Origin of the sequence: Chitinophaga rhizosphaerae, assembly GCF_003958645.1 — a bacterium.
Taxonomy (GTDB): domain Bacteria; phylum Bacteroidota; class Bacteroidia; order Chitinophagales; family Chitinophagaceae; genus Chitinophaga; species Chitinophaga rhizosphaerae.
The window spans coordinates 35,158-59,308 of record NZ_RXLO01000006.1 but is presented as its reverse complement, the minus strand read 5'-3'; the positions used below and the strand labels follow the sequence as shown (position 1 = coordinate 59,308).

Sequence of the window (24,151 nt, the reverse complement as noted above, 5' to 3'; positions counted from 1 at the left end):
TATCTAGATCGACAGGGTTATTAAAAAAATCGCTAGCCTTTGCCCTAGTCGTATTGCTTCAAACCAGCGCAGTGTCTGCGCAAAAAGTCAATCTCCGCCTGAAAAACGCTTCCCTGAAAGAGATCTTCGGGAAGCTCGAGCCGCAAACAGGCATGTCTTTTATGTGGGATGAGCAGCTACTCAGAAAAGCATCGCCACAGGATGTGCAGCTTATCAACGTTTCCGTGGTGGAAGCGATGGAGACGGTATTGCGCAACCAGCCGCTTACGTACCGGATCGTCAACAAAATGGTGGTGATCAATGAAAAGCCGGCTTACGATTTGAGGCAGGCGGTGCAGGTGATCAGCGGTGCCGTGCGCGACGAATCGGGGAAAGCCATCCCCTTCGCGACGGTCCGCGTGAAAGGCACCACCATTGGCGCGGTAACGTCGCCAGACGGTACTTTCCAGTTGCGGGTGAATACGCTGCCGGTGATACTTGTGATCAGCTGCCAGGGCTATTCCCCGAAAGAAGTAAAGGCAACAACCGCCGGCGCATTGAATGTGATGCTGGAGCGCACCCCGCAGCAGATCAACGAAGTGGTAGTGACCACGGGGATCTTCAACCGGAAGAAGGAGAGCTTTACCGGCGCCGTGACTACCGTAACCGCCGAGCAGCTCGCATCGTTCGGCAACCGTAACCTCATCACTTCGCTGCGCAACATCGACCCGTCTTTCAACATCGTGGAAAGCAACACCTTCGGCTCCAATCCCAACCGGCTGCCCGAAATCCAGATCCGCGGCAATTCCAGCCTGCCGAATGTGAACGAACTGCAAGACGAGACCAGGGTGGGCATGAACACGCCGCTGGTGATCCTCGACGGGTTCGAATCTTCGCTGCAAAAACTGCTGGACATCAACCAGAACGAAGTGGAGTCGATCACCATGCTGAAGGATGCGTCCGCAACGGCCATCTACGGTTCCCGCGGCGCCAACGGCGTGATCGTGATCAATACCAGGGCGCCCAAGCCGGGGAAACTGCGTTTGACGTACCGCGGCGACCTGAACGTCGAAATGCCCGACCTCACGGCTTACAGCGTGCTGAACGCCCGCGAAAAGCTGGACCTCGAATACAAGGTGGGCCTGTATAACAACGCCCGCGCCGAATCGGACGTTCCCCTCAAACAATATTACAACTACCTGATGAGCGAGGTGAACCGCGGCGTGGAGACGGACTGGCTGTCCAAACCCGTGCGCACCGGGATCGGCCAGCGCCACAACGTGCGGCTGGAAGGGGGCGACAATGCCTTCCGCTATTCCATTTCCGCGCAGGTCAACGATATCCAGGGCGTCATGAAGGAATCGGCGCGCAGGGTTTTCAATGGTACCATCAACCTCAGCTACATCTACAAAAAAATCCGCTTCACCAACAACCTCCTGATCGGATTGGGTAATAGTTCGGAATCGCCCTACGGCTCGTTTTCCACGTACGTGCGGATGAACCCTTACTGGTCGCCGTACGACGAAAAAGGCCGCGTGCGGAAGCAACTGGGCAACCCGGGCTCCAGCATTTACAGCGGGCGCTGGAACACATTGCCCACCAACCCCCTGTACGACGCTACGTTGAATACTTTCCAGACCAACAATACCAACGATATCACCAATAACTTTTCCGTGGAGTGGCGTATTACGCCCGACCTCCTTTTCCGCGGAAGGCTGGGGCTTACGAAGATCATGTCGGACTCCGACTATTTCCGGCCGGCAGACCATACGGCTTTCGCCAATCAGGCAGATATCCTGCGCCGGGGCAACTACCGTTACGGCGTATCCAAAAGTTTCCGTTACGATGCGAGCGCCAACCTCAGTTATACGCGCCAGCTGGGTAAACACGCGTTTTTCGGAGGGGTAGACTATAACATCCGCGAGGCGCAGCTTTCCGGCTATAGTTTTACGGCGGAAGGGTTTACCAATCCCAACTTCGATTTCATTTCGATGGCGCTCCAGTACGAAAAAGACGGGAAACCCGGCGGGCGGGAAAGCCTTACCCGGGCGGTAGGCATCACGGGCAGCGTCAACTATACTTATGACGAACGCTATTTCCTCGACCTTTCGCTCCGCTCCGACGGTGCCTCCCAATTCGGCCGGCTGAACCGCTTCGCCCCGTTCTGGTCTGCAGGCGCAGGCTGGAACCTCCACAAGGAATCCATGTTCCGCCACCTGAAATACATCAACCGCCTGAAACTCCGCGGTTCACTGGGCGTAACCGGCTCGCAGAACTTCAACGCCTACCAGGCACTGTCTACTTACGGGTATTATTCCAACGACCGCTATTTCGGCTGGACGGGCGCTTACCTCATGGGCCTCGGCAACGAAAACCTGAGATGGCAGCAGAAGATGAATTACAACATCGGGCTGGATGCAGACCTGTTCGGCAGAAGGCTGAACCTCGTGGCCGACTATTATATCGAAACTACCAACGGGCTCATCTCTTCCGTAGACCTGCCTGCGTCCAGCGGCTTTTCGAGCTATATCGAGAATATCGGCAAAGTGGAGAACCGGGGGATCGAGCTGAAAGCGACCGCGTTCATCGTACGGAATATTTCCAAAGGATTTACCTGGAGCGTGAGCGGAGCGCTGGTACACAACGTCAATAAGATCCTCATGATCTCCGACGCGCTGAAAGCCGCGCAGAAGTCCCGTGAAGAAGCGCGGAACTCGGTGCCATCCGTCATTTACAAGGAAGGCCATTCCTCCAATACCATATGGGTAGTACCCTCGCTCGGGATCGATCCCAGCACGGGTAAAGAACTGTACATGGACAAAAACGGCGAGCCCACCTATACCTGGAACGCGCAGGACCTCCGCGCCAACGGCATCAGCGAACCGGCGTACTTCGGCAACTTCAGCACATTGGTGAGGTATAAAAACCTTTCCATGAACCTGTCTTTCGGATACAGGTTCGGCGGCCAGGTGTACAACCATACGCTTATCAACAAGGTCGAAAACGCCGATTACAGCTACAATGTGGACTCGCGCGTGTACGACAACCGCTGGCAGAAACCGGGAGACAACGCGGCTTTCAAAGGCCTGCTCGTAACGGCCGCCACGCTCCGGACCTCGCGGTTCGTGCAGGATGAAAAAACGCTGCTGCTGCAAAACGCCAATCTGCAATACGATGTGAAAAGCAGGTTCGCGAAAAAGCTGAAAATGGAAGCGTTGTCGTTGTCCGCCAACATGGCCGACCTGCTTTACCTGTCCACGGTCCGCCGCGAAAGGGGGACAGACTATCCTTTCTCCAGGCAGTTGTCGCTTACCGTAAATGCAATGTTCTAACCAGAAAATTTCGTGTTTCATGACACCGATGAGATATATCATAACGGGGCTGATAGGGATCGCCCTATGTACGGCTTCGTGCAAAAAATGGCTGACCGTTCAGCCGAAAACACAGATGCCCGCCGATATGCTTTTTACGACGGAAAGCGGGTTCCAGGATGCGCTGACGGGAGTATACATCCAGATGCGGGCCGGGAACGCATACGGCGGCGATATGACGTACGGGACGATGGAAAGACTGGTTTCGTCGTGGGACGTAACGGCCAATTCCACCGAGCAGCGCCTGGGCCGGTTCGAATACACGGACAACGGCGTTCAGCAGGCGCTGGCTTCCATTTACGGCCAGGAATACAGGATCATCGCGAGCATCAATGCCATTTTGGGCGAAGTGGATGCGCGTAAGGACGTGTTCGCGTCGGAAGACGGCTACCGCCTGATGAAGGGGGAGTGCCTGGCGCTGCGCGCGTTTTGCCACTTCGACCTGCTGCGCCTCTTTGGGCCTGTGCCTTCAGCAGTGACCGGCGGCAACGTTTTGCCCTACGTGAAGAAAGTTTCCCGCGATCCCAACCCGCATGTTCCCTACGAACAGTATAAGTCAGCGTTGTTGGACGACCTGTCGGAAGCGGCTTCGCTGCTCAAGGACATCGATCCCGTCATCCACTTTTCCCGGTTGCAGCTTACGCGGCCGGGCAGCTCGGGCAATCCTTTCCAGCCGGAAAACAGCTATCATGCCTACCGGTTCCTGCGTATGAACTACTACGCCGTAAAGGCGTTGCAGGCGCGGGCCAGCCTCTGGTTCCAGGACCCTGCCGCTGCGTTTGCCGCTGCGAAGGAAGTGATCGGGGCCAGGAATCCGGACGGGGGCGCAAAGTTCGTCCTCGGCATGCTGAGCGACATGTCTGGCGGCAATCTGAACCTTTCCATGGAGCATATTTTCGCGCTCTACGATTTCCAGCTGAGCACCAAATACGAGAGTTTGTTCCTTTCCGGCACGTACAAGAAGGGCAGCTCCGCCACCACGGTCACCAACCAGCTGTACGGCAATACGGGAACGGACATACGGGAATCGAACTTATGGACGGTGGTTACCCTGCCTAACGGGAGCCGCTGCAACATTCTCAGGAAGTATATGCCCAATGCGAACGACGAGATCGCCACGTTCCAGGTGCCGCTCTTCCGCATAAGCGAAATGTACCTCATCGCCGCGGAATCCGCACCGGAAAGCGAAAGGCAACAGTACTGGGAGGCTTTCCGCACGTCGAGGAACATCACGGCGTCTACCTTGCCGGCCGATCCTGTGCAATTACAGCTCGAACTGGTGAAGGAATTCCGGAAGGAACTGTTTGGCGAAGGCCAGGCGTTTTTCGCCTACAAAAGGATCAACGCCCCCAAGCCCAACTTCCTCTGGGTGCCGTCTGCGGCCACCGTCAATTACCTGGTACCCCTGCCCTTAACCGAATTCGTTCAATAACCAATGCACATGCGCATGAAACAGATTTTCACCATGGCCATGTTCGCCACGCTGCTGGCAGCATGTAAAAAAGACCAGTATTATCTCTACAACGATATCGCGCGGATCCAGTTCGGCCCTGCGCCCAACCGTATTTATCAGACCAGCTTCGATCTCGCGGATACCGTGAAGCCGTATACTTTTTATTACGAGCCCGCCGGCACCAGCCAGGACACCGTGTTCTTCGACATCTACGCCATCGGCGGCGTGAGCGATAAAGACCGGCCGTTCGCGCTCGAACAGATCATGCTCGAAGAGGCAACGAACGCCGAGCCGGGTGTGCATTACAAACCCTTTTCCGACCCGTCGCTGAAAGATGCCTACGTGATCAGGGCGGGGGAGGTACATACTTCCGTGCCCATCGTGCTACTGCGCGACGCCTCTCTCAAAGACGAATCCGTGAAACTGCAGATCACCGTCAAACCCAACGAATCGTTCCAGCCGGGGGAAAAGACGAAGCTCTGGAGAAGGGTCGATTTTTCGGACAGGCTCAGCCAGCCCGGCTTGTGGAACGCCACCGCCACGCAATACTACTGGGGCAAATACAGCATGACCAAACATGCGTTTATGATCGAAAAAACAGGGGAGAAATGGAACGATGAATTCCTCGCCCTCGTCAACACCGACTATGCGATGATCTCCTTCTGGAGGCTGAAGCTGAAAACGCTGCTCACGGATTACAATAACGCGCATCCCGGGGAGCCGCTGACAGACGAATCGGGTGAACCCGTCATTTTCCCTTAATCTTTAAACCAGCTATCATGAATTGGAAATACCACAGCCTCGCCGCCTGCTGCATCGTGTTGCTTAGCGCATGCTACAAGGATAAGGGCAATTATATTTACGAAAAACGGGAGGAGATCACCGTATCGGGGATCGCCAGTACCTACGATAAAGTATCGCTCCAGGATAAAATTACGATCAACCCGGAAGTGACGTCCACCGACCCTGGCGCCCGGTTTTCTTACTGGTGGGGCATTTATGAAACCAATGTGCAGGGCTCGGCGCCGAAGGTAGACACCATCGGCCGCGAAAAAGCGCTGGATTACCTGGTGACGCAGTCTGCCAAAGGCTGGGTGCTGGTATTCGGCGCAAAGAACGAGCACACCGGGGTAAGCAGGATCGTCACCTCCAGCATCAACGTCACCACCCGGTTCACGCGCGGATGGTACGTCCTGAAAGACGACGGGACCGGCAGCGACGTAGACCTGTTCCTCACCCCGGAGAACATAGAACCGGCTTCGAAACTCGACAATGTGTTCTCCCTCGTTAACCAAAGAAAAATAGACGGCAAGTCCATGCTCTTCGCTTTCTATTCCAATTACAAATCCAACGTAACGGGCGTCATGTCCAACACCAGGGCGTTGTTCATGCTGACAGACAAAGACGCCAGCGTGGTGAACATCAATACGTTCCGGGAGATCCATGGCCTGGGCGGACTTTTTTACGAAACGGTTCCGGTGAAGAAGCCCGGCAGTATCTGTGAAGCCAATTCGTCGAACTTCTTCGTGAACGACGGCCAGTTGCACAGCCTGTACGGGATGTCTGCCAACGTGGGGCTTTTCGGCGGTAGGCAGCTCAGGGACGATGTCAACACGCCTTATTACCTTTCAAAGTACTTCCTGGCGTATGTTTTCGGTAACCCGTTCTTCTTCGACGAGCGCAGTTCTTCTTTCGTATCCGCCACGGGAACGGGTTCGGTGATGTCGAACGTGACAGACGCGGAGGGGACGGAAATGCCCGCCAACCGCAACAACAAGGAACTGTTGTACATGGGGCTGAAATCCACCAATCCGTTTTCGGGAGTTGCCCTGTTCAGGGACAAAACCGATCCTTCCCTGAAAATCCTGTCCACCATCAAGCCCGAAAATTATTCGCTGAAACTGGTGAACGATACGCTGGATGCGGCGGAGCAGATATACCGGGCCGAGCGTTTCGGCAGTGTGATCGCGGACGAGAACATCCTTTATTTCTCCGTGGGCGATAAAATCTGGTCGAGAAACCTCAGTAACGGCGTTGAACAGTTGCAATCCACGCTGGACGGTGAGCAGATCACTTTTATCCGCCACCTGAAATATTCGGGAAGCGGGGCGGAACAGCCTTTTTCTTTCAATTATGTGCTGGTGGGCACTACCGCCGGCGGCAGTTATAAAGTGCGTGCTTTCCGGAAGTCGTCCGGCAACCTGGCCACTGCTCCCGATTTCGTGATGGAAGGAGCGGGCAGTGCGGGAGATGTCATCTACATGGCGCCGCCGGTGAGTAATTACACATATTCAAACACTTATTAATTCCATACAAACAGACAAGCATGAAAAAACTGATTTTAGGCCTGGTTGCCCTGGCGGCTACGCCTGCGTTTCTGCAGGCGCAGGTGACCGTTTCGGGTGAATGGATGCGCCGCAACGACGGATACGTTCGCCTGTTCCGCGTTGAGCACGGCAGGATGGAAGAGATCGCGACGGCCAAACCGGGTGCGGATTCGTCTTTCGGGTTTTATTTCCGCCCGGAACAGGAAGGGTTCTACGCGATAGGGACCGGCAGCCAGCAGACGCCGACCGACAAATACACGTTCTACTTCAAGCGGAACGACCAGTTGAACGTAAAGATCACGGATACTTCGTATGTGCTGACCGGCAAGAATTCTCCCGAGAACGTGGCGATGGAGAAATGGCATAATATGATCGTGCCGCTGGAAAGGAAAGGGGTTTATTTCATGATGGGCCAAAGCACTTACGTTGATTTTTTCCCCATGCTGGAAGCAATCGCTAAACAGGCGAAGCAGGCACGGTTCGCTCCGTCGGGCAACAAGCGGTTCGATGGTGAATTCGCCAAGTTCCGGGAGATCGACCTGCTGGGATATGCTTTCGAGTTGCTGAGCACGCCGCGCACCGCGCACCCCAAGCCGGGCGATTACCCTGCCATCCTTACCAACCTGGACGTTGCGCATTTTACGCAGGATACCCGTTTGCTGCGATATCCCAACGGCATCCGTATGATGCGTACGTTGCAGGGATTGCCGGCCCGCGTGTCTTCCGAAGGCCCGGGCGATTACAGCATCGGCGCCCGGCTGAAAGGTATCGAAAACGATACGTTGAAAGGGGAAGTCGTGATCCAGCAGGCGAGCGGCCTCAAGACGTTCATCGGCTACAACGACCTGGTCAACGAATACGGCAAATATATCCTTACGGCCGACCAGCAGCGGCGCGCCGGCGGCATCAAGACGGCACTGGCGAAGAAAGCGGCTGTTGCGGGCGCCAAGGCGGTGGATTTCACGTATCCAGACCTGAACGGTAAAAAGACCTCGTTGAGCGATTTCAAGGGGAAAGTGGTGCTGGTAGATGTGTGGGCCACCTGGTGCGGTCCCTGCAAGGGGGAAATTCCCCACCTCAAGGCGCTGGAGAAAGAAATGCACGGGAAAGACGTGCTGTTCCTCAGCGTGTCTGTAGACGAGCAGAAAGATCACCAGAAATGGAAGGATTTCGTTGCCAGCCAGCAGCTGGGCGGCGTGCAACTGTTCGCCAGCGGATGGAGCGATATCGCCAAATTCTACGACATCAAGGGTATTCCGCGGTTCATGGTGTTCGACAAGCAGGGGAATATCGTTACCACAGATGCGCCCCGGCCATCCAACAAGGAGCTGAAATTGCTGCTGGAAAGCGAATTGAAGAAATAACAGCTGATCAATCACCAACCATTATGCAAAGGCCTCCCGCGAAGGGGGGCCTTTCGCAATTCTACGATGCGCAAGATGATACCGGATTATGTTAAAATAGTATTCGATTATATGCAAACGATTGCATAAATTTAGCTAGAAAGTTGATCCTGTTGTAAAGGGGACGATCAAGTTTTTGCGAACCTGACTATATGCTGAATTGAAACAACCCTTGCCCGGAATTACCGTTTCCCGTTATGAGCCGTTAGCCGTAAATCCCCTGCAAAAGAGCATTGCATCCACTATCCGCTATTTGTTAACAATTATAAACCCGATCCCTTATGACGAAAACTGTCCTCAACGGATGCCGGCGATCCGGCATCGCCCTCATCGCGCTGTTCCTTTCATTTCTAATGCAATCGTATGCACAAACCTTACCTGCTAACTTTTCGCGGGTAAGCGTAACGGGCGGATTAACAGGCCCCACCTCCTTCGCCTTCCTGCCCGATGGCCGCATCCTCATTTGCCAGCAAAACGGGCAATTGCGGGTGTTCAAGAACGGCAGCCTCCTGTCCACCCCCGCCGTTTCCCTATCGGTGAACACCAGCGGGGAAAGGGGATTGATCGGCATCGCGGTGGACCCCGCCTTTTCCACCAATAACTACATTTACCTGTATTACACTTCGTCTTCAGGCCCCCACAACCGCGTGAGCCGCTTCACCATGAACGGCGAACTGGCGCAGTCGGAACTGGCTTTGCTCGACATGCCCACCCTCAGCGCCATATACCACAACGGCGGCGGCCTGGCGTTCGACAACACCGGCAAGCTCCTCATCGCCACGGGCGATAACAAGGTAGGCGCCAATTCTTCGAACCTGGACAGTTACCACGGCAAGGTGCTCCGCATCAACACCGACGGCTCGGTGCCGTCCGGCAACCCCTTCACCGGCGGCGCCCAGCGCAGCAGGGTATGGGCCTACGGCCTCAGGAACCCCTTCACCATCGCCACAGACCCCGTCAGCGGTAAAATCTACGTGAACGACGTGGGCGAAGCCACCTGGGAAGAAATCAACGACGCCACCACCGGCGGCCGCAATTTCGGGTGGCCTTCCAAGGAAGGTATGTGTACTTCCGGCTGTACGGGCCTCACCAACCCCATCTACGTGTACGCCACCAACCGCAGCGGCAATCCGCCCAACGGCCAGGGATGCGCCATCAACGGCGGCACGTTCCTCGCGGCCACCAACACCAACTGGCCGGCTACGTACCACGGCAAATACTTCTTCCTCGATTACTGCGGCTCCTGGATCGATTACATCAACCCCGCATCGCCGGGAACCCGCAACGGCTTTGCTTCCGCGCTCAGCGACGAGCTCACCACCATGAAGCAGGGCACGGACGGCAACCTGTATTTCCTCCGCAGGGCCAACAACACGCTTTACAAGATCATATACACCGGCAGCGCGGCGCCCGTCATCACCACGCAACCGCAAAGCATTTCGGTGCCCCAGGGCGGCAGCGCCACCTTCACGGTTTCAGCGAACGGCACGCCGGCGCCCACGTTCCAATGGAGGAAAGGAACCACCAATATTGCCGGGGCCACGTCTGCTGCTTACACGATCAACAACGTACAACCCGCCAATGCCGGTTCGTATAATGTGGTGGTGACCAACAGCGCAGGGTCCGTGACCAGTGCCAATGCCACGCTCACCGTAACCGCGCCCAACACGGCCCCTGTGGCTACGATCGCCGGTCCGGCCAATGGCTCCGTGTTCAGGGGAGGGGATGTGATCAATTACAGCGGCACTGGTTCCGATGCGGAAGATGGCACGTTGCCGGCTTCGGCGTTCGTTTGGTGGGTGGATTTCCATCACGCCAATCACCATCACCCCGGTCCGGCATTGACGCCCGGCGCTGCTTCGGGCAGTTTCCCCATTTCCACGCAAGGCCATACCGAAACCGATATTTGGTACCGGCTTTATCTCGAAGTGACGGATTCGCAGGGCGGTAAAGACACGACGTTTGTCGAAATTTTCCCGGTGACGTCGGATGTAAGTTTGCAATCGGTACCGGCGGGGCTTACCATCACGCTGAACGATATTCCCTACACCACGCCCCACGTGCAGAATTCCCTTTCGGGCATGTTGCGCCCCATGGCGGCGGTGAGCCCGCAGGTGCTGAACGGCACCACGTATGTCTTCGATTATTGGGAACATGGCGGATCGCGCGTGCAAAACATTATGGTCGGCGATAATCCCGTTACCTACACAGCGGTGTTCAAAACGGCGCCCGCGCCCGTCAACCTCCTGCCTGTGCACGACGCCTATGTGCGCGACGGAACGAATGCCGGTACCACGTATGGAACCACCGATTCAACGCTGCTCATCACGAAAGTGGCGCCCGCAGGGCAATTGAATAACGCCCGCGAAAGCTACCTGCAGTTCGACCTCAGCAGCATCACCGACCCGCTGGCTTCAGTGGTATTGAAAGTCTACGGAAAACTCGATCTGACGACGGTGCCCTCGGTAGGCGTAGGCGCTTATTCCGTGGCAAACACCACTTGGACGGAAAATACGCTCACCTGGAACAACAAACCCGCCACGGGCGCCAATCCCCTCGCTTCGGTGACCGTTACCAACACGGCGTTCGCGTATTACGATTTCGACGTTACGGCCTATGTGCAGGCCGAGAAAGCCGCCGGCCGCAACAAGGTGTCGTTTGCGCTGAAGAGCCAGACGGCCCACGATCCGCGGTTATTCTGGAACGCCAGCGAATTCGGGTCGAATCCGCCGGTATTGTCGGTGATCGCAGGAGACGGCGGAACCGAACCGCCCTGTGAACCGGTAACAGCGAGCGGCGACGACGGGAATGTGCCCGCCAATGTGCTCGATAACGACCTGGCTACCCGCTGGTCGGCCTCGGGCGACGGCCAATGGATCGCATTCTGCCTGGGCGATACGCTCAACGTGACGGCGGTGCAGATCGCTTTCTACAACGGCAATGTGCGCTCATCCCACTTCGACATCCAGGCCAGCAACAACGGCAGCAGCTGGAACACGGTGGCGGCGGGCCTCAGCAGCAGCGGCGCTTCGCTGGCGCTGGAAACGTTCAGCATCCCGGCTACGCAGGCCAAATACATCCGCATCGTCGGCCATGGCAACAGCGTGAACTTATGGAACAGCTACACCGAAGTGAAATTCACGACAGGCGGTGGGGGAGGAACGGTGGAAACGGCGCTTACGGCCATTCACGATGCTTATGTGCGCAATGGAACCAACGCTGCGGTAACGCATGGCACCACCGATCCCAACGCGCTCATCGTGAAGCTCAACAGTTCCCCCACGGCGGGTAACGACCGTATCACCTATCTCACCTTCAATACTGCCGGCATTACCGGAACGGTGAGCGATGTGAAGATCAGGCTGTTCGGCGGGTTGACGGACAATCGCAGCGCCAACATTCCGCTTACCGCCAACAGCGTGGCTACTACTGCTTGGACGGAAAGCACCATCACCTGGAACAACAAACCGGCCGCAGGAACTGCTGCTTTGGCAACCGTTACGGTGACGGACGCTGTGCCGAGGTTCTACAACTGGGACGTGACCAGCTACGTGAACGCCGAAAGGGCGGCGGGCAGGAACACGGTATCGTTCGCTATCAAGGCCACGTCGGTTTCCACGCCGATCCTGACCTTCCGTTCAGACGAAGCTGGCGGGAACGTTCCGCAGCTGATTCTCACCCATACGCAAAGCCTCGCGCCGCAGGCGATCGCCATGGCGAAACTGCCCGAACCGGCGAAGGAAGGTGAACTATTGGCGAGCTTCCCGAACCCCTTCGGCAATGCGCTGACAGTGACCTACATGCTCAAACACGAAGGCAGGGTGCAGCTCGCGCTGTTCGACGTGCAGGGCCGGCAGGTGGCGCTCCTGGCGGATGCGGTGCAGCCTGCGGGCCAGCACAGGGCTACGTTTGGAGTGGCGAAACATCCTTCCGGCATGTACATCCTGCAGCTCCGGCATGGTAATAAAGCGGTCCATCAAAAACTGGTGAAGAAATAAAAACCTTAGCGGCGGCGTGTGTTTTTGCCGCCGCTAAAATTTTCGCGCCGGGATATTTGTTTTTGTGTCCCAAACAATAGTATATTTGTCATCTTCCCCGCAAAAAACGGGGAAGATCAGCGGGAATAGCTCATTTGGTAGAGCATCAGCTTCCCAAGCTGAGGGTGGCCGGTTCGAGCCCGGTTTCCCGCTCGGAAAAGTCGCTTTATGGCGGCTTTTTTTATTGCCATGGGAATGATGGGATTGCCGGTAATAACAGGGTGTCTTTGCACTGGGCGTCTCATACGGAATCGACGGTTTCGTTAACCCGGAATTCGCATTCATTAATCGTAGCTGAAGGGAAGTTTCCTATTCCTTTACTTTGCCGATCGGATAATAACCCCGAACATTCCATGCAAACCGAGATCGATAATTTCCGAATCATCGAAACAGCCGAAACCGCGGAGCTTTGGTTTCGCAGATCGTTCAAAGACCGGTTCGACCTTTTCTTTTCCCTGCTTTTTACATTTTCAGCCTGCTGGCTGACGGCTTTCGTTTTTCGCAATGGCGTAACGGAAATGCGATGGGGGAGCCTGGCACTGGGCGTTTTCCTCGTTATCATTACGGTTCTCCTGTCGGCGGATGCCTGGTCGCGGGTGGTGAGTTCGACAGGCAGGATTTTATGGGTCGACAAACAGGCGAAAACCCTCACCATCCGGCCCAATATTTTCACACTCCGTACTTTTCCCCTGAAGGCAGTCGCAGGCCTCACTTCCGGCAATCGGGGCAGCCGGCCGAGCAGATTACATTACATCCGCCGTTCCCTTCCGCGTGTCCTGCGGCTCCGTCTGAAAAACGGGCACCTGGTGGCGTTGGCATATCTTCCAACGACAAATATCTTCAACTTCGGCAACCGCTATCCGCGAACCGAAGCGATCATTCGTGCGAAAAAAGTGGCGGAGGAGATGAACCGGTTGCTGGATGCGGAATTGAGGCGGGAAGGAGTCGCCCGCCAAAGGAAATGAAACTGGTAACTTTCTTCGTCAGAACAAACGAACAACACCTGTTTCTGCGAGCCCGGCTGTTGCAGGGATTCGCGTACCAACGGTTCATTTTTGTGAAGGGAAGGGGATTTCGTGATGGGGTCATATGTTTTTTGCATGATGACGGCGCATTATTGACGAAACAAAACCAGGGTCGGGGGAAGGGGGATTGCTTTCGTAGAAGCACCTTGCTTTCCGATTGAGTAGTTGTACGGTGGCAGGATGAAATGTGTTGCGGTACCAGGCAGAACGGTTGGGCCCGGCATAAACGAAAGAAGCCCCCAACCGGGGGCTTCCTCCAAAAAATTCTATGCAACGAATATCAGGCGGTCTGCCCGATGCGCTGCATGATCCAGCTGTCTTTCAACGGCATGAGCCATTTGGCTTTCATTTCGCCGAGCGTCAGCACGGTATTGTTGAGATACAGCGTGTCTTTCGTGATATATTCCTTTTCCAGCGCGTAGGCCACCTGTTGCAGGGGCAGCAGCTGGAATTTGTCTTTCACGATGAAGCCCAGCAGCAGGCGGTCGAACAGGTTCACTTCGTATTGCCGCTCGATGCTTTTAATGATGCGGACGGAGCTATCGGTACTGCAACCGCTCACATGCGTTTCGGTTTCATCGGCGATGAGCACGATCACCTGGTTAAAGAGGAGCTTGCCCCAGCCTTTTACCGGTACGCCATGGGCGTTCCATTGGGAAGTGAACTGGTGGAGCTGTTCTTCGATCTCCACGGCTTCCTTTTCGTGGAAAGGGCGGTTGCTCTGGTATATCCAAACCCGGGATTCGGGGGCGAACCCTCCGGGCAGTTGTTGTATAATGTTAGTCTGGTCCATAATGGCAAATTTACGAAATCACGGGCAAATGGGGCTATTCCTGCATGTCGCGGGCGATGAGCTCGGCCAGGTCCAGCACTTTCACGCTGTCTTCCTTCCCGGTTTCCTTGACGCCGTCCGTGAGCATGGTCATGCAGAACGGACAATTGGACGCGATGATCTCCGCGCCGGTGTCTACCGCTTCGCGCCCCCGTTCGAAATTGACGCGGGTCGTCCCTTTTTCCTCTTCCTTGAACATCTGGGCGCCGCCGGCTCCGCAGCACATCCCGCGCGAGCCGCAGCGTTTCATTTCCACGAGCTCGGCGTCGAGGGCTTCGAGCACTGCGCGGGGAGCTTCGTAGATGCCGTTGGCACGGCCCAGGTAGCAGGAGTCGTGGTAAGTGATCTTTTTCCCTTTGAAACTGCCGCCTTCCTTCATTTTGATGCGGCCTTCGTTGATCAGGCCCTGCAGGAAAGTAGTGTGGTGCATCACTTCGTAATGCCCGCCCAGTTCGGGATATTCGTTTTTGAGGGTGTTGAAGCAATGCGGGCAGGCCGTCACGATCTTCTTCACGCCATAATTATTCAGCACCTGGATGTTGTTGTACGCCATCATCTGGAACAGGAACTCGTTGCCGGCGCGGCGGGCGGGGTCGCCGGTACAGGCTTCTTCCTTGCCCAGAACGGCGAATTTGGTGCCGGTGCGGGTGAGGATTTCGGCGAAGGCGCGCGTGATCTTTTGCGAACGTTGGTCGATGCTGCCGGCGCATCCCACCCAGAAAAGCACTTCGGGCGTTTCGCCTTCGGCAAAGTATTCGGCCATGGTCTTGATCTGCATACTCATATTTTTAAGCGTGTATCCAGGCGTCCCTTTCATCTGGCGACGATTTCCAGGGTGCCATGTTGTTTTCGATATTGGAGAACATGAGGGTCCATTCCTGCGGGGCGCTGGATTCCTCCATCACAAGGTGCCTCCGCATCTGGAAAATGATATCCAGCGGGTTGATGCTCACGGGGCATTCCTGAACGCAGGCGCCACAGCTGGTGCAGGCGCGGAGCTCTTCTTCGGAGATATAATCGCGCAGGAGCGTTTTGCCGGTTTCGCCGCGGCCAGCCGCTTCGGCCCGGTCGCGCGTTTTCATCATGATGAGGCGCGGGGAAAGGGCTTTACCGGTCTGCGTAGCAGGACAGGCAGCCGAACAGCGGCCGCATTCCGTGCAGGAAAACGCGTCGAGCAGGTTTTTCCAGGTGAGGTCGTGCACGTCTTTGGCGCCGAATTTCGGCACTTCCGCCGCCGATGCGTCGGTAGGGGCCAGTTCGGGCTGCATGGCGTACAATACTTCCTGCTGGATGGCGGGCATGTTTTCCATCTTCCCGTTCGGCTCCAGCCGCGCAAAATACGCGTTGGGGAAAGCGAGGATGATGTGCAGGTGCTTGGACCAGGGCAGGTAGTTGAGGAAGGCAAATATCCCGAGAATGTGCAGCCACCAGGCCCCCCGCTCGATTCCCGCCAGCGTGGAATCGGAGAAACCTTCGAACAGGGGCTGGAACATCCCCGTCACCCAAAAACTGCCGGTTTCCGTGTAATGCGCCGCACCGCGCGATTGCAATACGCCGTCGGCCGTGTTCATGGTGAGGAACAGCAGCATGAGCACGATCTCGGTGATGAGGATGTAATTGGCGTCCGACCGCGGCCATCCGTCGAGGTCGTGGCTGATGAACCGTTTCAGTTTCAGGATGTTGCGGCGGACGAGGAAGATGGCGCAGGAAACCGCCACGAGCACCGCCAGAATTTCGAAGCAGCCGATCAGCACGGGGTATACAGGCCCGAGCACCGGCGCGAAAATGCGGTGCGTGCCCGCCAGCCCGTCGATAATGATCTCCAGGATCTCGAGGTTGATGATCACGAAGCCCGCATACACGAAAAAGTGCAATACGGCCACCAACGGGTTGCGGAACATCTTTTTCTGACCGAACGCCAGCAGCAGCAGGTTGTTCCAGCGGCGGCCCGGCTGGTCGCTCAGGTCAATATCCCTCCCCTGCAGGATGTTGCGGCGGATGCCCGCAGCCCTGCGGCTGAAGAAAAAAACGGCAGCGGCCAGGGCTGCGAAAAAGAGCAGTTGCGAAACAATTTGCATATCCTTGATTTGACCGGTTGTTGTCGCAATTTATGTATTTTTACGGCTGAACAATTTTTTAGTATGGAAAATCGGAACGTCATCCTCACCGGGGAAGTAATTGAAAAGAAGATCGAACGGATCGCGTATGAAATCTACGAGCACAATTACGACGAGCCCTCCATCATCCTCGCGGGCATCTGGGACCGGGGTTCACTCATCACCCGGAAGATCGCCGATCACCTCCGCCGCATCGCCCCGTTCGATGTGGAAGTCATGGAAATCCGGCTCGACAAGGCATCGCCCGGCGAAGTGACGCTGTCCGAAACGGCCGATTTCAGCGGAAAGGTCATCGTCGTGATCGACGACGTGGCTAATTCCGGCCGCACGATGCTATACGCCATCAAGCCTTTCCTCGCTTATCTCCCGAAAAAAATACAGACCGCCGTGCTGGTAGACCGCCGGCATAAATCCTTCCCGCTGTCGGTCGATTTCGTCGGCTACAGCCTGGCCACTACGCCGCAAAATATGGTGATGGTAGATGTGGAAGGGGAGGAGATCGCCTCCGCCTACCTGGTGTAAATCCCTCAGAATTGCAGGGCGTGCGCCCTGAACCTGCCTGCACTGGTAAGCTCCAGCGCGGGTGCGGGTATTTTGATCATGTTGAGCGCCTGCAACAGCACTTTGATGCCCTTGCGCCGTGTAGGGATGCGCGTGAGGTCGATGTCGGCCGAAAGATAAAACTGGCGCACCCGCCGGATGTGGGAATAGTCTGCCTGATGGCCTTCCGCAACGTCCCACACATTCTCGTATGCGTCGTACAGCCCGTCCGCGCCGTACCCGAACGAAATATTGAGCCATTTCGGCAAACCTGAGTCCGGGAAAAAGCGCGACAGGTTCACCGACGCCCAATACGTTTGTCCGTTATAATCCTTCAATATCCTTTCCAGCACGTTCACCCCGTAAATATCGTTGGCGCGCCGCTGCAGAACGGGATCCGGGTATTTAACCGGCGACCAGGAAAATTTGAATTGGATGCGCTGCTCGTTCCACAGCAGCTCCTGGCCGATCATGGCAGCGGAGCCGGCGGTGTTGGCGGCCATGTCTGCCCACGAAAACCCCCAGTTCCGGGAACTTCCGTCCAGCACCTCGATGACCGATTGATACGCAAACCCGCTGAGCCCGCCGATCCAGATCTGCTGCTTGCGCGGCAGGCCCGTCCAGCGCCACAGTTCGCGGCTGTTCTTGGCAAAGAAATATGCGGTGAAAACATGCCCGGCCTTGTCCATCTGGAGCCATTCGCCGGCATCGTTGTAGAAATGGAACGGCGCCCGGGGATAACCTTTATACCAATACTCCCTGAGTACGAGCATAGACCCGGTATAAACAGCGGCGGTACCCGCTCCGAGGCCCCAAACCCGCGCCGGTACCGTCGAATCTGGGATGTCGAAGAAACCGGTGCGTTCGGGCTGTTGGGCGGATGCCGCGCTGTAGGAAAATATGAATGTCAGGTGCAGTAAAACGACCTGGAGGCGCATCAGAGTTGCATGTCGTGAATGATGCTGGTCACCTTCGCGTCGAGCGCCTGTTCCACTCTTTCCAGGTCGGCAACACTGTCCAGCGACTCATGCACGCTGAAATAGAATTTGATTTTAGGCTCCGTGCCGGACGGGCGTGCAGAAATGCGGCTACCGTCTTCCAGGAGGAATTGCAGTACGTTGGATTTCGGCAGATCGAGCGGTGTTTTTTCGCCGGAAGCCAGTGTGGTCACGTGTTGCAGCTCGTAATCGAAAATCTTCACCACTTTGGAGCCATTGATCTCGGCCGGCGGATTTTCGCGGTAGCGCGTCATCATGGCGGCAATTTCTTCGGCGCCTTTCATTCCTTTTTTGGTGATGCTGATGAGCGATTCCTTGTAGAATCCGTAACGGAGGTAAATATCGATAAGCTGCTCGTACAGCGAGCGGCCTTCGTTCTTCGCGTACGCTGCCATTTCGCAGATCATGGCTACGGAAGCGATGGCGTCTTTGTCGCGCACGTTGTCTCCGATCATATAACCATACGATTCCTCGCCGCCGCACACGAAATTTTCCGAACCTTCCTTTCTGCGGATAAGGTCGGCGATCCATTTGAAGCCGGTGAGGGTATTATAGCAGTTGATCTGGTTGCTGGCGGCGAATACGTCGATCAGGTCAGAAGTAACGATGGTTTTGCAGATGTAGTCGTTAGGTTTGGACAGGCCTTTGCGTTTGCGCGCTTCCACGATGTAATTGAAGAGCAGCACGGCGGTCTGGTTGCCGTTGAGCAGGATCCATTTGCCGGTGTGGTCTTTCACGGCGATGCCGACGCGGTCGGAATCGGGGTCGGTCCCCAGCAGGATGTCTGCATCGATGGCGGCGGCTTTTTTCAGGCCGATGCTCATGGCTTCCGCTTCTTCCGGATTGGGATATACGACCGTGGGGAAATTGCCGTCGGGTTGGGCCTGTTCTTCCACGATATGCACGTTGGTGAACCCGAAACGCTGGAGGATCTCGGGCACGAGGGTGATGCCGGTGCCGTGGATGGGGGTGTAGACGATCCTGAGATCGTGCTGTTTGGCTACGATTTCAGGATATACGCTGAGGCTTTTCAGCATGTCGAGATAAGCTTCGTCTATTTCTTTGCCGATAAGCGTGATATTCTGTTCCCAGCCTGTCCATTTCACCTCGCCGATGCCGGAGATTTTTTCCACTTCGGCGATGACGTTTTTATCGTGGGGCGGCACCAGTTGGGCGCCGTCGTTCCAGTAAGCCTTATATCCATTGTATTCCCGCGGGTTGTGGGAAGCGGTGAGCACGATGCCGCCCTGGCAGCCCAGGTGGCGGATGGCGAACGAAAGCTCGGGAGTGGGCCGGAGGCTTTCGAAAAGATATACCTTGATCCCGTTGGCGGCCATGACGTTGGCCGCTACTTCCGCGAAAAAGCGGCTATTGTTGCGGCTGTCGTGCGCGATGGCTATTTTCACGCCGTCGGGGAAAGACTGGTTCAGGTAATTGGCGAAGCCCTGGGTGGCCATGCCCACGGTGTACTTGTTCATGCGGTTGGTGCCTACGCCCATGATGCCGCGGAGGCCGCCGGTGCCGAATTCCAGGTTACGGTAAAATGCGTCGGTGATCTCGTCCGGGTTTTCCTTGATGAGTTTTTCAACAGTCGATACGGTGTCAGCATCATAGCCTCCGTGAAGCCACTGTTCTGCCTTGCTGAGAATGTTTGCGTCCATGTGTGAATTAACTTTTGAGGGCTTATTGACTAAAAACGGACTGTAAAATAAGGAGAAAAAGGGAATTACGGGGGTAATGGTTATTTTTGCGGTAATATGAGGCGGTACGAAGACAACTACAAACAAAAAGGACTACGCAGACAATTGGTTGACAACATCAGAAAGAAAGGTATTACGGACGAGAACGTACTGGCGGCCATCAACAACATCCCCCGGCATTATTTCCTGGACACCGCGTTCGAAGGGATCGCGTATGAAGACAGGGCATTCCCGATCGGGGAAGGGCAAACGATCTCGCAGCCCTACACGGTGGCTTACCAGTCGCAACTCCTGGAAGTAAAACCCTTTGAAAAGATACTGGAGATCGGCACCGGAAGCGCCTACCAGGCCTGTGTGCTGGGAGAACTGAAAGCGAACGTCTACACCATCGAACGGCAGAAAAAACTGTTCGACCTGGTGAAATCATTTCCCTTCAAATCAAAATATCCCACCCTCCGGTTTTTTTATGGGGACGGATATGAAGGGTTGCCCACCTATGCCCCGTTCGACAAAGTGCTCGTAACGGCGGCGGCTCCGCAAATCCCGGAAAAACTGCTCAAACAGCTCAAGATCGGCGGCAAAATGGTGATCCCCGTCGGCGGCGGCGATGTGCAGCGCATGTTGCGCATCACCAAAGTGGCGGAAGGCAAGTTCGAAGAAGAGATTTTCGACAATTTCTCCTTCGTGCCCATGCTGGCCGGCAAAAACAGTTGAGCCGTAAAGGAATTCATGAAAAAAGGCTGACCGTCTCCCTGGAGCGTCAGCCTTTTTTCATGTCCGAAAAGAAAGCCGTCCCCGTAAATGGGACGGCTTCTTCATGTGTATCAGATCGTTATAGCAACCGGGATCAGAACCCTCCCTGTCCGCCTTCCATCTGCATACCTTCCGCGCTGGAGCGGTTGTTGCGGCGTTTGAACAGGTTGGTGTCCATTTTGCCGAAACGGTAGGAGAAGTTGAGGCGCAGGATGCGGGATTCGCGTTTGCGCAGCATGTATTGGGAGAAGAACATCGACGCCTGGTCGAGCTCGAACCGGCGGGTGTTGAACACGTCGCTGAGCGCCAGCGTAACGGACGCCGCACGGTTCTTCAGGAAATCCTTTTTTATCGCCAGGTCTACCGCGCTGAGGCCTTTGATGGTACCCTGTGCGGAAGTGGGGATCATCCCCATGGGGCCTCGTCCGCCGCCGCCGCTTCCCTGCGGGATCGTGATCGCGGGGGCCTGGTAGTTGGCAGTTACCTGGAACGTAAAATTATATGGCAGCCTGGTCTCGGAATTGACCTTCGCCAGCCAGCTGAACCCGCGGTTGGTATAGGATTCCTTGTCGTTGTGGACCTGCAGTTCCGTTTGGTACAGGTTCACGTTGGTGGTAATATCCCATCCTTTCACGATCTGGTTCTTTACCGTTATTTCCGCACCGTAGCTGAAGTTCTTGTTCGCGTTCACGAAAGTGGTCAGCAGCGTATCGTTACCGGCCGAGATGGGGGTATTGAGCGTGCTGATGAGGTTGTTGGTGTTGCGGTAGTACAGCGAACCGAGGATGTTGTGGTTCTTCCATTGCTTCATGTAGCTGAATTCCAGCGAATTGGTGTATTCGGGCTTCAGGTTGGGGTTGCCTTCGCGGTGGTTCAGCGGGTCGCTGAAGTCGCGGTAAGGCACCAGCTGGAAGAAGTTCGGGCGGTTCACGCGGCGGGAATAATTCAACTGCAATTCCTGCTCCTTCGGCAGCTTGTACGACAGGTACGCGCTGGGAAACAGGCCCGGTACGGCTTTCGTGGGCTCGAATTTCCTGTTTTCGCTCGGGATCTCGCCGGAATAGACATACTGTTCTGCACGCAGGCCCACCTGGTAGCCGAAGTTCTTGATCGTGTTGGAATAGTTCACGTACGCGCCGTAAATCTGTTCTTTGTATTTATAGTCGTTGGAAAGGGCGTCTGCATACTGCCCGTTCTCGAATACGTCGTAAATGCTTTTATAGTTGCGGAAAGTCCCTTTCACGCCGGTTTCGAACTTACCGGTTTTGCCCATCGGATCAACGTAATCGGCCTGGAAGGAGTAGAAGTCGGTATTGCCCTTTCCGCTGTTCGACTGTATGTACGGATCGCCCGAAGGTTCTCCCGAAAGGTTTTGCGGATAGGTAGCGAAGCCGCCGCTGCGGTTGTTCTTGCTTTTGTTCATAGACACGTCGGCCGTCAGTTCCTTGTTGGGTTCTGCGAACAGGTGCTTGAACCCGAGCGTGGTAGTGTAGTTGTTGAAACCGAACTTGCTGTCGGTGATGCGGTTGTTGCGGCTGGTCAATCCCTTGTTTTCGTTGAGATACCGGCTGCCGAGCTCGTCATGGTTTTTGAACGTTCCACCAACGATGTTCTGGGAGAGCGACAGCGTATTGCGGTTATCGAGGAAATAGTCAACGCCGATGCGGCCGAACTGGAATTTACCGCCACCGTAGCTGTCAGACGTCTGGTTAATAAAGCTTTGCGGCGTGGTAGCGGTGGCTAAATTTTCCCGTTCCGTAATGCCTTCTCCCCAGTTGCGGTTCATGTTCAGGTTATAATTGGCAGACACGTTCCATTTGCCCTGGCGCGCGGCGATGTTGCCGCCGAGGTTGTATTTGTCGTTCGTGCCGATGCCGCCCTGGATCTGGCCGTTGAAGCCGGCTTTCTTGTTCTTTTTCAGGACGATGTTGATGATGCCGCTCATGCCTTCCGCGTCGTAACGGGCGGAGGGGTTGGTGATCAGTTCCACGCTTTCGATCGCATCTGCGGGGATCTGGTCGAGGGTGAGGGTGCTGGGTTTCCCGTCCACGAAAATATTGGGCGAAGAGTTACGGACCTGCACGTTCCCGTCGATATCCACGTTCACGGAGGGCACGCTTTTCAGCACGTCGGTGGCCGTTCCGCCCACGGAAGTGAGGTTACGGTCTACGTTGAACACTTTTTTATCGATCGCCATCTGGAAGGCCGAACGTTGGCCGGTCACCTCTACTTCGCTGAGGGCTTTAATATTGGGCTCGAGGCGGATGTTCCCCAGGTCTTGCGCCATGGTTTGCGGGGTAACGGCCACCTTTTTGAAGAGGGTGGTGTATCCCATGAAATTGATGCGGATGATGTAGGGGCCGAATGCGAGGTTGTCCAGGCTGAAATCGCCGTTGCCCTTGCTGAGCATGCCGGTTACAACGGAGGAGTCGCGCTGGCGGAGGAGCGCCACGGATGCATATTCGACGGGTTGTTTCGTTTTGGCGTCTATCAGTTTGCCGTATACCTGGCCGATGGCGGGTGCCTGGCCGCCGGGGCGTTGCTGGCCGCCTGCGCCTGCGGGGCGACCGCCGGCGGGAGGGGCCTGGGCAATGGATTGAAGCTGGAAAAGGAACAGACCTGCGAGGAGGACGTATACTTTTTTCATGGAAAGCATGGATATCTTGATTAGCTGGGAATTAGACGCTTTTTTTGAAACGGACTTGCACGGGTGTGTAAAGATTACACGAATAAGGGAACAACGGTCATTAAGCCGGATAAAACGGTTGGCCGAAGGATGGGTTTTCGGGGACGATGATGGTTTCCCTGGTAGTAGTCGTACAGCAGGGATATAGGAAAGGCGCTTACGCGGCCATAGCGATCCAGAGCTGGAGGAGGCCGATAACGAGCCCGATCCCTGCGCCCAGGAGCCCCATGGCGGTGAAGGCGCCGCCCATTCTCTCGCGGAGGCCGGCTTCCACTTTTTCGCTGGCGATGCCGGCGATCTTGTTGGAAACGATGGCGGAAAGGTCGAGGTCTGCCTGCGCTTTATCGAGGAACTGGCCGATGAGCTTGGGGAAGAGGAGGTCGAGCTCGGCGGCGAGGGTGGTTTTGATCTGGTTGATGGTGCTGTCGCCGATGAACATGGAGATCATGGGCATGGTTTGCGGCAGCTTGGTGCGGAGGAAGTGGTCGAGATGTTCTTCGACTACGGGTTTGAGTGCGCTGATTTTTTCCGGGTCGGTGAGTTTGGTGCGGATATCGTCGAAGGAAACGAACTGGGATACGGCGTTGCCGACGGCCTGGGCGATCTGTTGCTGGCGTTTCGGGAATGCGCCCTGGAGGGTGAAGAGGCCCAGGTTCAGGGGGTTCGCGGGGCGGAAAAGGAGCCAGAGGGCGGCGCGGTTCACGAACCAGCCGGTAAACGCAGTCAGTAACGGAATAAGATACAGCATAACCATTTCCTTTTTAATGCGGGATTTTTCCAAATAAAAAAAGGCCTCCGTTTCGGGAGACCTTTTTTTCGGGTGGATGAGGGGTCTCGAACCCCCGACCCTCAGAACCACAATCTGATGCTCTAACCAACTGAGCTACAACCACCGTGTTGTTTGTTTTGCGGAGTGCAAAGGTAATAATT

Annotated in this window: 16 protein-coding genes and 2 tRNA genes; 10 read left to right on the top strand and 8 right to left on the bottom strand. The window is 55.8% G+C overall.

From position 1 onward, the window contains the following. Positions 1-71 precede the first annotated feature (71 nt). From EJ361_RS15395 to EJ361_RS15360, 8 genes are all read left to right on the top strand, one after another. Positions 72-3,311 (top strand): SusC/RagA family TonB-linked outer membrane protein, encoded by a 3,240-nt coding sequence (locus EJ361_RS15395; protein WP_205687026.1) that lies wholly within the window; start codon positions 72-74, stop codon positions 3,309-3,311. A 19-nt stretch (positions 3,312-3,330) separates the two neighbouring features. Next, entirely contained in the window at positions 3,331-4,782 is a 1,452-nt protein-coding gene (locus tag EJ361_RS15390; RefSeq protein ID WP_164714265.1) for a RagB/SusD family nutrient uptake outer membrane protein, read from the top strand. A gap of 15 nt (positions 4,783-4,797) precedes the next feature. After that, positions 4,798-5,565, top strand: a complete 768-nt coding sequence (locus tag EJ361_RS15385) for a DUF4843 domain-containing protein (protein ID WP_164714264.1) — start codon at positions 4,798-4,800, stop codon at positions 5,563-5,565. Positions 5,566-5,582: 17 nt separating this feature from the next. Continuing rightward, entirely contained in the window at positions 5,583-7,109 is a 1,527-nt protein-coding gene (locus EJ361_RS15380; protein WP_126246531.1) for a PKD-like family lipoprotein, read from the top strand. Between the two features lie 20 nt (positions 7,110-7,129). Beyond that, positions 7,130-8,494: a TlpA family protein disulfide reductase gene (locus EJ361_RS15375; protein ID WP_126246530.1), complete on the top strand. Its 1,365-nt coding sequence runs from the start codon at positions 7,130-7,132 to the stop codon at positions 8,492-8,494. Between the two features lie 320 nt (positions 8,495-8,814). Next, the gene (locus EJ361_RS15370; RefSeq protein ID WP_126246529.1) at positions 8,815-12,531 is read left to right on the top strand and encodes a CBM96 family carbohydrate-binding protein; all 3,717 of its coding nucleotides are present in this window, start codon (positions 8,815-8,817) and stop codon (positions 12,529-12,531) included. A gap of 119 nt (positions 12,532-12,650) precedes the next feature. Further along, positions 12,651-12,723, top strand: a tRNA-Gly gene (locus tag EJ361_RS15365). A gap of 200 nt (positions 12,724-12,923) precedes the next feature. Continuing rightward, a complete protein-coding gene (locus EJ361_RS15360) occupies positions 12,924-13,535 on the top strand; it encodes a hypothetical protein (RefSeq protein ID WP_126246528.1) in 612 nt (203 codons plus the stop codon). A 340-nt stretch (positions 13,536-13,875) separates the two neighbouring features. Here EJ361_RS15360 and EJ361_RS15355 read toward each other — a convergent pair whose 3' ends face one another. From EJ361_RS15355 to EJ361_RS15345, 3 genes are read right to left on the bottom strand one after another with little or no spacing between them, the layout of a single operon-like run. Beyond that, entirely contained in the window at positions 13,876-14,388 is a 513-nt protein-coding gene (locus EJ361_RS15355) for a hypothetical protein (protein WP_126246527.1), read from the bottom strand. A 34-nt stretch (positions 14,389-14,422) separates the two neighbouring features. Beyond that, positions 14,423-15,205 carry a (Fe-S)-binding protein gene (locus EJ361_RS15350; protein ID WP_126246526.1) on the bottom strand — a complete coding sequence of 261 codons (783 nt, stop codon included), beginning with the start codon at positions 15,203-15,205 and terminating at the stop codon, positions 14,423-14,425. Between the two features lie 10 nt (positions 15,206-15,215). Continuing rightward, on the bottom strand, positions 15,216-16,505 hold the full coding sequence (locus EJ361_RS15345) for a (Fe-S)-binding protein (RefSeq protein ID WP_126246525.1): 1,290 nt from the start codon (positions 16,503-16,505) through the stop codon (positions 15,216-15,218). Between the two features lie 63 nt (positions 16,506-16,568). On the opposite strand from EJ361_RS15345, the gene EJ361_RS15340 reads away from it, so the two are divergent. Then, on the top strand, positions 16,569-17,066 hold the full coding sequence (locus EJ361_RS15340) for a phosphoribosyltransferase family protein (RefSeq protein ID WP_126246524.1): 498 nt from the start codon (positions 16,569-16,571) through the stop codon (positions 17,064-17,066). Between the two features lie 5 nt (positions 17,067-17,071). Here the strand turns inward: EJ361_RS15340 and EJ361_RS15335 are convergent, their stop codons facing one another. Further along, complete coding sequence (locus tag EJ361_RS15335; RefSeq protein ID WP_126246523.1) at positions 17,072-18,022, bottom strand: DUF2279 domain-containing protein; 951 nt, start codon at positions 18,020-18,022, stop codon at positions 17,072-17,074. Continuing rightward, on the bottom strand, positions 18,022-19,743 hold the full coding sequence (locus tag EJ361_RS15330) for a phospho-sugar mutase (RefSeq protein WP_126246522.1): 1,722 nt from the start codon (positions 19,741-19,743) through the stop codon (positions 18,022-18,024). Before EJ361_RS15330 ends, EJ361_RS15335 begins: the two co-directional genes overlap by 1 nt. Before the next feature lie 96 nt (positions 19,744-19,839). On the opposite strand from EJ361_RS15330, the gene EJ361_RS15325 reads away from it, so the two are divergent. Beyond that, on the top strand, positions 19,840-20,496 hold the full coding sequence (locus EJ361_RS15325) for a protein-L-isoaspartate(D-aspartate) O-methyltransferase (protein ID WP_126246521.1): 657 nt from the start codon (positions 19,840-19,842) through the stop codon (positions 20,494-20,496). A 133-nt stretch (positions 20,497-20,629) separates the two neighbouring features. Here EJ361_RS15325 and EJ361_RS15320 read toward each other — a convergent pair whose 3' ends face one another. From EJ361_RS15320 to EJ361_RS15310, 3 genes are all read right to left on the bottom strand, one after another. Continuing rightward, the gene (locus EJ361_RS15320) at positions 20,630-23,182 is read right to left on the bottom strand and encodes an outer membrane beta-barrel family protein (RefSeq protein WP_164714263.1); all 2,553 of its coding nucleotides are present in this window, start codon (positions 23,180-23,182) and stop codon (positions 20,630-20,632) included. 196 nt (positions 23,183-23,378) lie between these two features. Further along, positions 23,379-23,969 (bottom strand): DUF445 domain-containing protein, encoded by a 591-nt coding sequence (locus tag EJ361_RS15315; RefSeq protein ID WP_126246519.1) that lies wholly within the window; start codon positions 23,967-23,969, stop codon positions 23,379-23,381. A 71-nt stretch (positions 23,970-24,040) separates the two neighbouring features. Further along, positions 24,041-24,114: transfer RNA gene (locus EJ361_RS15310), tRNA-His, on the bottom strand. Between the last annotated feature and the right edge of the window lie 37 nt (positions 24,115-24,151).